At 31.3% G+C, this 14,110-nt stretch carries 13 protein-coding genes; 11 read left to right on the top strand and 2 right to left on the bottom strand.

Annotated features, from left to right (window positions below):
- Entirely contained in the window at positions 1–2,199 is a 2,199-nt protein-coding gene (locus BM120_RS06295; protein WP_091994196.1) for an AMP-binding protein, read from the top strand.
- Positions 2,200–2,267: 68 nt separating this feature from the next.
- Here the strand turns inward: BM120_RS06295 and BM120_RS06290 are convergent, their stop codons facing one another.
- On the bottom strand, positions 2,268–3,164 hold the full coding sequence (locus tag BM120_RS06290; protein ID WP_091994195.1) for a D-alanine--D-alanine ligase: 897 nt from the start codon (positions 3,162–3,164) through the stop codon (positions 2,268–2,270).
- A 332-nt stretch (positions 3,165–3,496) separates the two neighbouring features.
- Here BM120_RS06290 and BM120_RS06285 point away from each other — a divergent pair, with 332 nt between their 5' ends.
- The 8 genes from BM120_RS06285 to BM120_RS06250 all read left to right on the top strand — a co-directional run bounded on the left by BM120_RS06285 (position 3,497) and on the right by BM120_RS06250 (position 10,028).
- Positions 3,497–4,762, top strand: a complete 1,266-nt coding sequence (locus BM120_RS06285) for a competence/damage-inducible protein A (RefSeq protein WP_091994193.1) — start codon at positions 3,497–3,499, stop codon at positions 4,760–4,762.
- A gap of 51 nt (positions 4,763–4,813) precedes the next feature.
- Positions 4,814–5,614 carry a Cof-type HAD-IIB family hydrolase gene (locus BM120_RS06280; RefSeq protein WP_091994191.1) on the top strand — a complete coding sequence of 267 codons (801 nt, stop codon included), beginning with the start codon at positions 4,814–4,816 and terminating at the stop codon, positions 5,612–5,614.
- Positions 5,615–5,643: 29 nt separating this feature from the next.
- Positions 5,644–6,198: a DUF308 domain-containing protein gene (locus BM120_RS06275; protein ID WP_242941571.1), complete on the top strand. Its 555-nt coding sequence runs from the start codon at positions 5,644–5,646 to the stop codon at positions 6,196–6,198.
- 90 nt (positions 6,199–6,288) lie between these two features.
- Positions 6,289–7,257 (top strand): tRNA modification radical SAM protein MnmL/YtqA, encoded by a 969-nt coding sequence (locus BM120_RS06270; protein WP_091994188.1) that lies wholly within the window; start codon positions 6,289–6,291, stop codon positions 7,255–7,257.
- 10 nt (positions 7,258–7,267) lie between these two features.
- Entirely contained in the window at positions 7,268–7,843 is a 576-nt protein-coding gene (locus BM120_RS06265) for a zinc dependent phospholipase C family protein (RefSeq protein ID WP_091994186.1), read from the top strand.
- 118 nt (positions 7,844–7,961) lie between these two features.
- Complete coding sequence (locus tag BM120_RS06260; RefSeq protein WP_177187387.1) at positions 7,962–8,714, top strand: TVP38/TMEM64 family protein; 753 nt, start codon at positions 7,962–7,964, stop codon at positions 8,712–8,714.
- Positions 8,715–8,894: 180 nt separating this feature from the next.
- Entirely contained in the window at positions 8,895–9,563 is a 669-nt protein-coding gene (locus tag BM120_RS06255; RefSeq protein ID WP_091994183.1) for a ribonuclease H1 domain-containing protein, read from the top strand.
- A 144-nt stretch (positions 9,564–9,707) separates the two neighbouring features.
- Complete coding sequence (locus tag BM120_RS06250) at positions 9,708–10,028, top strand: hypothetical protein (RefSeq protein WP_091994181.1); 321 nt, start codon at positions 9,708–9,710, stop codon at positions 10,026–10,028.
- Positions 10,029–10,169: 141 nt separating this feature from the next.
- On the opposite strand, the gene BM120_RS06245 is transcribed toward BM120_RS06250, so the two are convergent.
- A complete protein-coding gene (locus tag BM120_RS06245) occupies positions 10,170–10,847 on the bottom strand; it encodes a LexA family transcriptional regulator (RefSeq protein WP_091994179.1) in 678 nt (225 codons plus the stop codon).
- 251 nt (positions 10,848–11,098) lie between these two features.
- On the opposite strand from BM120_RS06245, the gene BM120_RS06240 reads away from it, so the two are divergent.
- Positions 11,099–12,538, top strand: a complete 1,440-nt coding sequence (locus BM120_RS06240; RefSeq protein ID WP_091994178.1) for a VanW family protein — start codon at positions 11,099–11,101, stop codon at positions 12,536–12,538.
- Positions 12,539–12,561: 23 nt separating this feature from the next.
- On the top strand, positions 12,562–13,428 hold the full coding sequence (locus BM120_RS06235) for a YitT family protein (RefSeq protein ID WP_091994176.1): 867 nt from the start codon (positions 12,562–12,564) through the stop codon (positions 13,426–13,428).
- Positions 13,429–14,110 lie beyond the last annotated feature (682 nt).

Raw genomic sequence — 14,110 nt, 5'->3', positions numbered from 1 at the left:
ATGGTGAAAAATAAACATCATAATTTTGCAGAAAAATACTGGAACAATCTTTTGTCCGGTTACATAACTCTGGCTAGATTTCCAAATGATTTTTATAATAATGAATCAAAAAAATTCAGTATGATTCAAAAATCAATTAAGAAAACAGCGTTTAGAAATATGCTGTCGTATTGTGAGAAAAACTCAATAAATTTGGATTCACTTTTGGATACAGTTTTCGGAATAGTTCTACAAAAATTTACCCATGAAGATGATGTCGTTTTTGGAAAGAATAACAATCTGCTTCCAATAAGAATCAACACAAATAATTACAACATGAGGTTTATTGATTTTTGTAGAAATATTATGAATCAAACAATTGAATCTCATGAGTACAGTTATTATGTTGGATGCTCTAGCACATTTAAGAACGCTGTAAACGACAAGCTTATAAATACAGCATTTTTATTCAACGTATTTGACGATAGTAACCATTCTGATGAACAGCTTGATAAGCTCGATATGTATATGAGGGTAAGTGTTCATGACGGATTAAAAATCAAGCTGATGTACAGACAATCCTATTACGATAAAAATACAGCTAGAAGTGTCGTTTACTTATTTAAGTACATTCTTCAGCAAATTATATCGAATCCTGAAATTCGATTGAGAGAAATCCAGAATATGAAGGAAGAGCATAGAGATTTGTTTACAAAGACGAACGAATCCAATATATATGAATTTGATAAAATGGTCGGATACTTAGACAAATTGAAGGTACAGATAAAAACAACACCTGAAAATATTGCGATATGTGATATTAATAGGAGCCTTACATACAGAGAAATGGATGAAATTACTGATAGAATAGCAGCGTATTTGAACCACATTGGCATTGGAATAGGAGATACGGTCGCTGTTTTGCAAGAGAGAACAATCTATGTTCCTTTGGCTGCAATTTCTGTGATAAAAGCTGGGGCAGTTTTCTTTCCAATTGATAGAACGAATCCAGATGAGAGATTGGGGTATCTTTTAGAAGATGGACAAGCAAAGGTTATACTTACCTGTGATTCTCTCTTGGAAAGAATTAAGAGCTGTGGCTGGAATTATGATATTGTGAGTATGGATGATGAAGCAGTTAGAAGCAATGATTTCGAGCTTGAAAAGCATAAATACGATCCAAAAGGCGAGGCATATAGAATCTCTACCTCTGGAACTACCGGTAGACCTAAGTGTATTAGTATCAGAAACGAAAGCTTAATGAATATGTGCTATTTTTCAATAGACTATATAAAAGCAACTGAAAAAGATCGATGTGGAATATATTTGAGCTTTAGCTTTGATGCCATTATGAAGCAGATATTTCCTTATTTATTGGTTGGAGCTTCTGTTGATGTCATACCAGAAATTTCAAGAGTTGATGAGTATACCCTTGAAAGCTATTGTATGCTTAAAGGGATTACTATACTAGCTTTGCCTTCAATATTGGGAAAGCTGTTTGTTATGAATTGTTCTTGTCCGACATTGAGAGTTTTGCAGGTCGGTGGTGATAAATTTAAGGGCTATAGGAAAAGAAACTATGAAATTTATAACGAATATGGTCCTGCAGAGTTCACTGTTTTGTGTACTCAGTTTCATGTGGATAAGTATTATGAACAAGTTCCAGTAGGAAAGGCTGTGTATAATACTGAAATATATGTTCTAGATAAATATGACAATATTTGCTCTGTTGGTATGCCGGGTGAATTGTGTCTTTCTGGCATCCAGATTGCAAACGGATACTTGAATAATGAAGAGCAAAATAAATCGTCCTTCGTAAAAAATCCATTTGCCCATGATGAAAATACTCAGATTATGTATAGAACAGGTGATTTGGGAAAATGGATTGATGATGAGGGTACTATCTCTGTTTTGGGAAGAATGGATTCTCAGATTAAGATAAACGGAATAAGAATAGAAATATTTGAAATTGAAAATATGATAAATATGATTCCAGAGATAAAAAACAGTGTAGTGGTAAAAAGGGAAGACAAAAATGGTGAAAACTATTTGGATGCTTATTTTGTACCATATGAGGATTATTATGAAGAAAAAAAAGTTGAAAGCTTTCTAATGGAAAACCTGCCTCCTCATATGATTCCACGAAACATTGCTAGATTGTGTGTGCTGCCAGTCACACCGATTGGAAAGGTGGACAAAAAATCATTGCCAAAGCTGTAGCTATTGATATTTTTTATAAGTTAAAAGGAGCCCTTTGGCTCCTTTTATATTAATTCGAATATTATATGCTACATTGATGTTTCAATAAGCTTGTCCAGTAAATCAGAATATGAAATACCCCTTGCTGCAGCACTTTTCGGAATCAGACTTGTTTCTGTCATTCCTGGCAAAGTATTTAATTCAAGCAAGTATACATCTCCATCATCAGTTATTATATAGTCGACTCTGACATATCCTTTGCAATTATATGCATTCCAACATTTTGATGAGGTCGATAAAACCTTTTCGTCCAATTCTCTCGGTAATTCGACAACAACTTCCTTCGCACCCTTGGTAGTGGAATATTTTGCTTCATAGTTAAAAAACTCTTGGTCAGAGGTTATTTTGATAGTTGGGTATATTTCACCATTCAATACAAATGATGTATATTCGATACCCTTTACATATTTTTCAATCATGACAATTTCATCGTATTTTAAGCCCTCTCTTACTGCATTTTCGACATCTTCCTTATTCTTTACAAAAAAAGTAGCCACACTTGAGCCGCCAGAATTAGGCTTGATAAATACTGGATATCCAAGCTTATCGATATCATCATAGTTTATTTCATCTACACTTTTAATCGTCAGCCAATCTGCAGTCAAGATATCATTTTGTCTTGCAATTGTCTTGGTAAAATTCTTGTCCATCAATATTCCACTAGTAAGTGGACTACATCCGCAGTATTTTATGTCCATTGCATCAAGAATAGATTGTATACAACCGTCCTCTCCAAATTTTCCGTGTAGACCCAATATTACCAAATCGACATCTTTATCAAGATTGAAAACATCGGTCTTGTTGTCTATCTTAAAATCTAATACATCATATTTATCTTTTTTTAGATTTTCAACCATAGCCTTACCTGATTTTAATGAAACCTCTCTCTCTGAAGAAATTCCACCATATATTACAGCAACTTTCATAATATACCCCCTTTTAGTCATTTATGATATATGATAATTATACACGTAAACACACCAATATTGCAATACTATTGACCGATAAAAATCATAAAACACTTTATTTTATAAAAAAAATATCATGCTTTTTGTGTGGTTTTCTAATAAAAAAAGACTAATGAAGGAAATGACATAATAAAAACAAGTAAATTAAGTGGTAATAGCGTGTAAACCTTGAATAATATTGATTTTTCTGATAGTATTATAGTATATAAATTAAAAAAATATTTCGATGTAGAGATATTTTCTATGTCAAAAGTTTACCTCGAATATATGGGTAAAAGAAGGAGTATATTATGAACATTGAAATAATTTCTGTTGGTACAGAGCTGTTATTGGGAGATATTTTGAACTCCAATGCTCAATTTCTTTCAAGGGAAATAGCAAATTTGGGAATGAATGTATATACACAAATGACTGTTGGTGACAATATTGATAGATTGGTTGACTGCTTCGACTTCGCATTTAGAAGGGCTGATATTGTAATAGCTACAGGTGGATTAGGACCGACAATTGATGATATAACTAAGGAGGGTGCAGCAAAATATTTTAATCAAGAGCTGAAGCTAAATGAACACTATTGGAAAATCATTCTTGAAAAATGTGCAAAATTCAGTGGAGATATAAGTAAGATTCCAGCCAATAATATCAGACAAGCCATGTTTCCTGAAGAAGCAACAATAATTCCAAATAATAATGGAACTGCTCCAGGAGCAATTTTTGCCAAGAATGGTAAAAAGATAATTGTTTTACCTGGACCACCAAGAGAAATGAAAGCTATGTTTAGAGAAAATGTATTACCGTTATTGATTTCTGAATCTAAAGAGGTAATAAAGTCAAAATACATTAGATTCTTTGGAATTGGTGAATCATCACTTGAGATCAAATTAATTGACTTACTAAACAGTCAAACCAATCCGACTATGGCACTATATGCAAAGGAAGGCGAGGTTTTGATTAGAGTCACAGCAAAATGTAGGACGAGCGAGGAATGTGACTTGCTAATAGATGGGTTAGTATCCAAAATCGAGGAAATTTGTGGAGAATACATCTATCTAGTGGGTGATGAAAGTATTTCAGATAGTCAATCAGAATTAGATACTGTCGTTGCAAAAATGTTGGTTGAAAGCGGATTAAAGATTTCAATAGCCGAATCATGTACTGGTGGATTGATAGCTTCATCCCTAATAAGTTATCCAGGTATTTCTTCGTCTCTAATGGAAGGATGTGTTACATATTCAAACGAGTCAAAGGTGCATAGATTGGGTGTAAATAAGGAAACCTTAGACAATTTTGGTGCGGTAAGCAGAGAAACAGCAATGGAGATGGCAACTGGGATAGCCAAATCTCTAGGTGTTGACATTGGTATCTCTACGACTGGAATTGCAGGTCCAAATGGGGAAGGTGAAAAAAAACCGGTTGGATTAGTGTATTTTGGTGTATATAATAGAGGAAAAGTATATTCTATAAAACGAATTTTTACAGGTGATAGAAATACGATAAGAAATAAAGCTACAAAATTTGCTCTTAATGAAATTAGATTGATATTGAAAAAAGGTTGATGTAAAAATTTAAATTATATAGATTCAGAAAAAATGTATGATGGAGGCTTTATGATAAAATATATTTTCTGTGATTTAGATGGAACTTTATATAATGATACTATTTCGGAGAGGGATATTAGGGCTATTGAGTTTGCTGAAGGCTTGGATATTCAATTCAATATTGCAACAGGAAGAGTACATACTCACGCTCAGAATATTATACGGAATATCAATTTCAATGGATATCTTATTTGTGAAAATGGTTCTTATATATACGATAGAGACAATCAATGCATATTCAAGGGTGTTTTGTCGGATACACAGATAAAAAAAATTATTGAGGTATACAGTTCAATTGCTTATATAGACTTTGGTAAAGACGTTATTTATTTTAAATATGGCGGTGAAGTGATTATGCCAAATGATGGATCTAAATCGGGATATTTCAAAAGTGGATACAAAATTGATCCGGAAATAATGTCAAAAAAAACCTATGCTTCAAATGTTGGAAATATCGGGATTTCATCACTAGATAGAGATAAGCTGAATATGCTAGTTGAGGATTTTAAAAAGAAAATAGGTCACGAGTGTGAGGTTTATATTTCAAGTGAGTATACGATGAATATAGTACCAAAGCTTATATCAAAGCTTAATGCTATTAAGCAGGTTTGTAAGATGAATAATATAAGCTTGGATGAGGTAGCGACTATTGGCGATTCTCCAAATGATATCAATATGCTAGGTGGTGTTAAAATGAGCTTTGCAATGTCAAAATCTGCTGAAGCTGTAAAAGCTTCGGCTGCTTACGAAACTCCATCGGTTGCCGATGCGATTAATATGATAATGGATTATAACTCAGTTTTAAAATAATATTTGTTGAATGAATGGTTGGTGGTAGTATGATTAGTAATTTTAATTTTAGTGGAATATTTGATAGTAAAAATAGCAAAAAGTTTATCGTACTTGGTGTTATGCTATTGGCAATAGGAACTTATTGCATTTCGAGAAAAAATATTGGAATAAATGTATTTTCTTGGGGAATGGGGATTTCTTTTCTATATGGTGCTTGGTTAAGTCTAAAAAATTTAAATGAACTTACAAGATACTCTGATAAAAAAGAAATCAACAAAGCCAGGATAAAATGCATGGGGTTGTTTGTAACTGCCATCCTATTATTCATTTTTCCAAAGCAAGTAAATATGCTTCTATCGATTTCTATAGGATTATTTTTATTGGTTAGAGAGCTGCAAAATTATATGAACTATAGAAGATTTTCGACTGTATACTTTAGTACATCAAATGTATTAAAACTATTGGTCGGAATACTGTTAATAGTTTCTCCACTATTTTTGAGTAGATTTTTAGTGAGTATACTATCTGGTATAGTAATAATTTTCGGAATATATTTTATTGTTGTGGGAATAAACATTATAAATAGAGAAGGCAATAGATAATATTTACAGTAGCTTATATGAATTTATGAAATTCAATGCAAGTAGATATTAACCTATGTCCTGCTCATAAAAAGGGGTTTATTATTTGGAATGAAAAAAAGTAAAGATTCAAAAATTGAAAATGAATTTAAATACAAAATTGAAAACAAAAGATATCACACTTGGAACTATTATCTAAGAAAAAGGTTTGATTCAAAGGTATTTAAGGTTTCTATAAATGCTGGTTTTACTTGCCCTAATATTGATGGTAAAATATCGACAGGTGGATGTACGTATTGTAGCAAGGAGGGCTCTGGTGATTTTGCTGGGAATCCAAATGAAAACCTAGTATCACAATTTGACAATATAAAAAAAATGATGGAAAAGAAGTGGTCTAATGCAAAATACATCGGATATTTCCAGGCATTTACGAATACATATGCACCGGTTGAAGTATTAAAGGAAAAATATGAAACCATATTAAATTTGGACGATGTCGTTGGATTGTCTATTTCGACAAGACCGGATTGTATCGAGGATGATGTGCTAGAATATTTGTCAGAATTAAATCTTCGTACAAATTTATGGGTGGAGCTTGGGTTACAAACCATTCATGATAATACATCAAGGCTTATTAATAGAGGACATAATTACAAAGCTTTTGAAGATTGCGTCATGCGTCTGAGAGAAAAGGGAATAGATGTTGTTGTTCATATAATAAATGGACTTCCTGGCGAGACAAAGGAAATGATGATTGAGACTGTGAAAAAAGTTTGCAAATTGGATATTCAAGGTATAAAGATACACTTATTGCATATAATTCGTGACACAGCAATGGAAAAGATGTATAATAAAAATATGGTTAAGCTTATGGAATTTGATGAATACATTGATTTGGTATGTGATCAGTTGGAGATTATACCACAAAATATCGTGATACATAGGCTGACCGGTGATGGGAAAAAAGAAGAATTGGTGGGACCGCTATGGAGTCTGAAAAAATGGGAAGTATTAAATGCAATTGATGATGAACTCAATAGACGAAATAGCTGGCAAGGCAAGTATTTTTTTAGGGAGTAGGTGGTTTTTTATGATGATGAAGACGCATATTATTATTGCTAATTCATTAATAGAACACACTGATAGTAACAAGAGATTTTTAATAGATGACAAAAATTTTATATATGGCAATGTCAAGCCAGATATTATTTCAAAGTATAAATTAAAAAAGCATTATATGGATGAATCCTATGAGATGATTTTAAAGAAAATAGATTTTTTAAAGAGACTCGATTTAGATAAAATGGAAAAGATATTTACGAAGAAGGAATTTTCTCAAGAGATAGGTGTGATTTGTCACTTTTTGGCAGATTTTTTCTGTGTTGCCCATAGTGAAAGATGGGAATTTAAGCACAGCATGATAATTCATATAAAATATGAGAAGGGATTGACAAAAGTAGCTGAGGATTTTAATATAAAAAATAATAGAATACAATATTTGGATGATATCAATTCATTTATTGAAACCTTGTATGGGGAATACAAGACAAATGGAAATTTTGAAGTAAATGATTTGAAATTCTCGACATATATTTGCAACACAGTAACAAACTACATTCTTGAAAATATTTTGAATAACACAATAAAATCTCATTCTGTGGCATAGAAGCTTTATTTTAGATATAATTTTATCTAAGATAAAGTTTTTTCTTTTTTTGATTATTATGTGTTTATTTAGGATATTATGTTATCATTAGTTAAGTCAATAATTAGAGGTGATAATTTTGGATTTAATAAACAATATACTTTATTTTGCAAAAGACTATTTTATCATATCAATTCTGATTAGTTTTTTTGCAGCATTTTTGGAAAGCTTTATACCCGCATTACCATTGTTGGCAATTGTAGCAACGAGTGCAGCTGTTAATGGATTGATAGCTGGATTTGTTGCTACATGGTTGGGTTCATCAGTTGGAACAATTTGCGTATTTTTATTTTTAAAAAAAATATTAAAGCTCGAGGTGTTTTCCAAGTTAAGAAAAAAATTTGAATCAGACAAATTTTTTAAGGCATCAAAAATACTTGAAGAAAAAGGCTTTTTAGGGATATTTGCCTTTTATACATTTCCTTTTTTACCTAGCTCATTGCTGACTGTTGCATCTTCATTATGCAATATTAGCTATAAGATATTTATTCCACCTATGATGTTTGGAAAGTTTTTGATGATGTTTCTAGTAAGCTATGTTGGTAGCGATATTAACGGATTTATTCATAGTCCTGTGAAAATTATCGTAGTTACATTGATCACAATAGCTACTTATTATATTGCAAGTATTCTTAAGAAGGATTTAGAAAAGAGCGAGGATAATGTCAAGCAAGAATATGTGAAGTACATTTCATCAAAAGAGGATATAAAAGACAAATATATGGTGGAAGCTAGAACAAAAAATTTTTTAGTGAAGCAATACTACATTAGAGAATTGATAAAGATGATTTTTAGAATTATCTATGATATACTAAAGGCTAGAAAAAAGTAAAATAAGCTTTGTCCTATTTTTCAATAGGACAAAGCTTATTATGCAGCAATGATTTATGAAATAAATAGCTATGCAATAGCTATTTATTTCATAATAATTCGTATCTGAAGCAATTGTAATTGTATTAGTAGTAAAAATATTTGATAAAATGAAAAATATTATTGGTAAGGAGATATGTGTATGAAGAAGCAAAAATACTATGTAGTTTTGAATGGTAGGATAAATGGGATTTTTTTAAATTGGAATGATTGTAAAGAAATGATTCAGGGATTTTCAAATGCCTCATACAAATCCTTTTATAAACCATATGAAGCGATGGATTATCTACAAAAAAATATTGAAAAAGATGTTAGTACAGATAATAAAAAAAATATTGATAAAAATTGCGATGAAAATCAACATATAGATACAATTTATGGTAATAATGACATTATTGAAGCATATGTTGATGGTAGTTTTGATTCTACTTTTAACACATATGGCTCCGGTGTCGTAATTCTTAAGAATGATGTTGTAATCGAACAATTTTCAATTAAAGGTGATAATGATGAATTTACAAGCATGAGAAATGTTGCTGGAGAAATAAATGCATCAATAATCGCAATGAAGTACTGTTATGACAATAATTATGACAATTTAACTATTTATTATGATTATAATGGCATCGAAAAATGGTTCACTGGAGAATGGAAGGCAAACAAAAAAGGAACTCAGGAATACAAAAAAATATCTAATTTCTATGGTGAAAAGATAAAAATTAAATTTGTAAAGGTCAAAGCACACAGTGGAAACAAGTATAATGAACTGGCAGACGAGCTCGCAAAAAAATCAATAAAAATAAATTTATAATAATTTGTTGTTTTGTATTGATATTAGTGTCATAATTTGTTATTATATATTTAGGTTGAGTATAATTTTTGAAATACTGTAAAAAGTTTTGGTTATTATCCAAAAATATATGGAGCCAAATATTGATGAAAGTGGGTGAAAATAATGAGAGAATTAGGTCTAAAATTGCATAGTTTCTTTAATAGATCTTTGAGATATTTCGTATTTTCAACAATTGTCACTTTTGGAGTAGGTTTCATAATAATTTTGGCAAATATTTTTGCAGGTGTTGTTGTGTCGTTATCCTTTTATATGTTGGTGTTCTTAGTTTTCGATTTGACACTTACATTTTTGATATGCTTCTACAACAGTCATAAATTGTTCGTTCCTATCAATAGAAAGCTTATCAAGAAGCTTAACGAAGAAGAGGTTGAAAGAGCTAGAGAGTTCAACAGAAGAAAGAAAACAAATCATAGAGCATCTTAATGAATTTCTAGCATCATAAATACTGACACGACAGTTCAATAAGATTAGTTTTGAAATTTCGACACAGCATTTTGTTGTGTCTTTTTTTATTTATGATTTCTTTATATTTAAAAGCATAAAATTATACACGATTGCTTTAAATTATAGCATAACATTATACATAATTACTTTACCGACAATTTGAAGATTGGTATCACCATAATTAACAATCAGATCTTGAAAACAACTCTCATAGCTTTCAGGTCTAAAAATAAGTCTATTATTGACTTTGTCTTTTATTAGCTTTTTTACTCCATATTCATAATTATAGCTGAAAACGACAATATCATCTGTGGATAGAGAAGATAGAGGAACATCCTGTAGTACGACAATAATCGAATCATCAGGAATTATCTTATTCATACTATCACCATTGACCTTCAATACAACAATATCTTTTCTTCCAGCATATCTACCAAGAAAAAAATCAGGTATCTGAATATGGTTTAGATAATCATATCCGGAGATAAGGTTGGGTACACCGGCTGATACGGAATCTTCTATAAATGGATATGAGCCAACCTCTGAAGCCTCGTCGTATCCAAATTTATTTGGGAGGTTTAATTCCATATCATCCGAGCTACACATCAGCCATTCTGGGTTAACCTCAAGGGCATCAGACAAAATGTAAATTTTATCTTGCTTTGGAAGGTATTTTCCGCTCATATATGAACTCAATGATCCCTTATTTATTCCGGTTTTTTTTGAAAGTGAGTATTGAGTATAATTTCTTATTTTAATAGCAAAATTCAATCTGCTAATGAAGAGTTCCTTGTTCATATATCAGTTCCTCCAATAAAATATCTTATCATAATTATAACAGAATAGTTTAGAAAACGCAACCTATATTTTTTTATTTTATTTTTTTATTTCTGGTCAGTATTTATTTGTTTGAAAATCAATAATTTGTGATATAATATTGATAGAACTTATTTCTAATTAGATATTAAATAAAGGTAATTATTAAAAATTGCTTTTTAATGAAAGAAAATTTGGATTTATTTTTTTGTATTAAAAAAAGGAGATATTTTATGAGCTTTTTGAAAGATAATAAAAAGGTAGTTATACCTGTAGGTATAATTTTGGGGATTTTGGTTGTTGGGACGAGTGTACTTGGATATCAAGTCAGCTCTGACAAAATTGCAAAAAATGTGTATGTTGCCGGTATTAATATTCAGAATTTGACGAAGTCTCAGGCAATATCCAAGCTTGAAGACAGCAAAAAATTTGACAATATAACATTGAATCACAAAGATATGAAGTGGCAAATTTCTCCTTCAGATTTAGATATGAAAATAGATTTTAAAAAGACGGTCGATAATGCCTTCAATATAAATCGTAGTGGTAGCTTTATATCGAATATATTTACAACGTTAAAGTCTGATTTTGGATCTAAAACTAACATATCATTGGCTACAGCATATGATGTAGCCAAGCTTGAAAAAAAACTAACATCAATAAAGGAAGAGCTAGATGCTCCAGTGAAAAATGCATCCTTGCTTTATAAGGATGAAAAAACATCAATTGTACCTGATGAAGCTGGAAGGGAAATGAATGTTGTAGAATCAAAGAAGAAGATTGATGGGGAAATAAAAAATGATAAGTTTGATATATCATTGGTCGTAAAGCTTGAAGAAGCAAAGCTAAAGGCGGATGATTTAAAAGGCATTGATACATTGCTGGGAGGATTTTCTACAAACTATGGTGGTATGCCTGGAAGAGATTTCAATATTAGAAAATCTGCTCAGGATTCCAGTGGAATTATACTTAAGCCTAATGATGAATTTTCATTCAATGGCTTGACTGGTGAAAAGACTATCAGTAATGGATACAAGTATGCACCAGTAATTGAAAGTGGAAAATTAACTATGGGAGTTGGCGGTGGAGTATGCCAGACATCATCGACAATATTCAATGCTGCATTGCTATCAGGTATGGAAATAACTACTAGAAGAAATCATACAATTCCTTCCGATTATGTTGCATTGGGTAGAGATGCAACAGTTTATGATGGTAATCCAGGACAGGATTTTAAATTTAAAAATCCATATAAACACAATATATATATTAAAAATTTTACAGCAAATGGAAAAATATACTCACAGATATTTGGAAATAAGGACGACCTTTCAAACATAGATGTGACTACTCAAATGCTTGGTTATACTGGCGCTGGATCAAAAACTATAACAGATCCGACATTACCTGCTGGAAAAAAAGTAGTTGAAAAATATGCCAGTCCAGGATATACAGTAGCAACCTATAGAATATACAAAGATGCAAGTGGGAAAACTACTAAAACTGAAAAAATTGGTATTAGTAGCTATCCAGCAAAGATGGGTATTGTAAGAGTTGGAGCAAAGCCTGTAACGAAGCCAGCAACACAGAAACCAGCCGGTGGAGCATCACAGCAGGCTGGAGGAGCAACAACTGGTACTGCAGGATCAAGCTCTATATTGTCAACTCAATAAAGCTATAATTCTCGGAGGTATTTATGAGTCAGGTGAGAGATCAATTCAAAGAACATCCGAGTCTCAGAATATTGACAATGATTTTGGGGTTGTTTATTTCTGCCGTTGGAGTAAACGGATTTTTGAGGCAAGCTCATCTGTTGAGTGGTGGAGTAACTGGATTTGCAACTGCAATAAACTACTTGACAGGTCTAAATGTTGGTTTTGTGACATTTTTGATAAATATTCCGATATTTGTACTTGGATTTATATATTTGAAAAAAGATTTCTGTTTGTTTAGCATGTTCAACATGATAATATACTCTTTGATTTTGGGTTTGACTCAAAATATGGGTAAAATTATTCCTGTACATGACATATTGCTACAAACGGTATTTGGGGGATTTTTAAACGGACTTGGTATCGGATTGATATTTAGGGCAAAAGCCTCTGCCGGTGGTACAGATATTATTTCTGCAATACTAAAAATGAAGAGAAATATTGAGGTAAAAAACACCTCGCTTGCATTTAATATTGTGGTAGTTTTGGTGGGTTGCTTGTTTTTTAATATGACATTAGGTCTATATACACTTATAGGGTTCTATGTTAGTTCCATGGCACTTGGTTTTATAAAAGATGCCATGAATTACCAACGATCACTTATAATAATATCTGACCATCCAGAAGTGATAGCCGATGATATTATTAAGGAAATGATTAGAGGAGTTACATATATACATGCCACCGGTGCGTATACGGGACAAGAAAAAAAGATAATCTATACAACAATTTCATATGATGAAATTCCTGAGATAAAGGAAATTGTGTTTAGACATGATCCTAATGCATTTATTACAATTAATGAGATAAATGAAGTACGAGGCCGTGGATTTAAATCAAAGGATATTTAGTAATATTACAAATTTATTTATAAATAATATAATTTAAATAATTTAATTAAAAAATATAGTTATTTTTTATATGTTCGAAAGAATAGGTGTCGCATTTATAGTAAATCTATAGTTAAGACACCTATTTTTTCATTCAATAAAAACATATTAAAGAGCTATGCTATAAAAGTATAAAGGTTAAGATAATTAACAGTCATTAAGATGTAAAGGCTCAAATTTTTAAACTGCTAATGAAGCTAATCGGGAAAGTGCAAAAGAAAATGTATTTTGTCAGGGGTTTAAATGGAATTTATCTTCAAGTCATTATGAAAGGCAAATTAAAAGGTGGGGCCCAGATATTTGCGATGTATATGCTAACCAAAATAACTACAATCTAGGTCAAGGAGTATTTCCTATTGAAGAATATCCAATATCACATCCTAATTGTCTATGTTATTCAACACAGGTACAACCTAACCTAGATGATATAATAGCTAGAGTAAATAGCTGGGTAGATGGTGGCGAAGATGAAGAATTAGAAAAAGGGTATCAAAAATGGAAAGCTGGAGATGAGACACCTATAAATACAAATAATTCAATAAAGAGTGGTTCAAGTAGTAAAGAAAAAGCATCTGAAGAAAAGCATTATACAGACTTGTATAAACAATTGCATAAAAAAGATTCTACTGAAGCGGCAAGAATT

It is taken from the genome of Peptostreptococcus sp. D1 (assembly GCF_900112955.1).
Classification (GTDB): domain Bacteria; phylum Bacillota; class Clostridia; order Peptostreptococcales; family Peptostreptococcaceae; genus Peptostreptococcus.
The sequence above is the reverse complement of the archived record's forward strand: the minus strand, read 5'-3'. Positions and strand labels throughout refer to the sequence as shown.

What these genes read in the sequence shown, in the direction of transcription:
- BM120_RS06295 (WP_091994196.1), top strand. Translation starts at nt 1, where the DNA reads ATGGTGAAAAATAAACATCATAATTTTGCAGAAAAATACTGGAACAAT.
- BM120_RS06290 (WP_091994195.1), bottom strand. Translation starts at nt 3,164, where the DNA reads ATGAAAGTTGCTGTAATATATGGTGGAATTTCTTCAGAGAGAGAGGTT.
- BM120_RS06285 (WP_091994193.1), top strand. Translation starts at nt 3,497, where the DNA reads ATGAACATTGAAATAATTTCTGTTGGTACAGAGCTGTTATTGGGAGAT.
- BM120_RS06280 (WP_091994191.1), top strand. Translation starts at nt 4,814, where the DNA reads ATGATAAAATATATTTTCTGTGATTTAGATGGAACTTTATATAATGAT.
- BM120_RS06275 (WP_242941571.1), top strand. Translation starts at nt 5,644, where the DNA reads ATGATTAGTAATTTTAATTTTAGTGGAATATTTGATAGTAAAAATAGC.
- BM120_RS06270 (WP_091994188.1), top strand. Translation starts at nt 6,289, where the DNA reads ATGAAAAAAAGTAAAGATTCAAAAATTGAAAATGAATTTAAATACAAA.
- BM120_RS06265 (WP_091994186.1), top strand. Translation starts at nt 7,268, where the DNA reads ATGATGATGAAGACGCATATTATTATTGCTAATTCATTAATAGAACAC.
- BM120_RS06255 (WP_091994183.1), top strand. Translation starts at nt 8,895, where the DNA reads ATGAAGAAGCAAAAATACTATGTAGTTTTGAATGGTAGGATAAATGGG.
- BM120_RS06250 (WP_091994181.1), top strand. Translation starts at nt 9,708, where the DNA reads ATGAGAGAATTAGGTCTAAAATTGCATAGTTTCTTTAATAGATCTTTG.
- BM120_RS06245 (WP_091994179.1), bottom strand. Translation starts at nt 10,847, where the DNA reads ATGAACAAGGAACTCTTCATTAGCAGATTGAATTTTGCTATTAAAATA.
- BM120_RS06240 (WP_091994178.1), top strand. Translation starts at nt 11,099, where the DNA reads ATGAGCTTTTTGAAAGATAATAAAAAGGTAGTTATACCTGTAGGTATA.
- BM120_RS06235 (WP_091994176.1), top strand. Translation starts at nt 12,562, where the DNA reads ATGAGTCAGGTGAGAGATCAATTCAAAGAACATCCGAGTCTCAGAATA.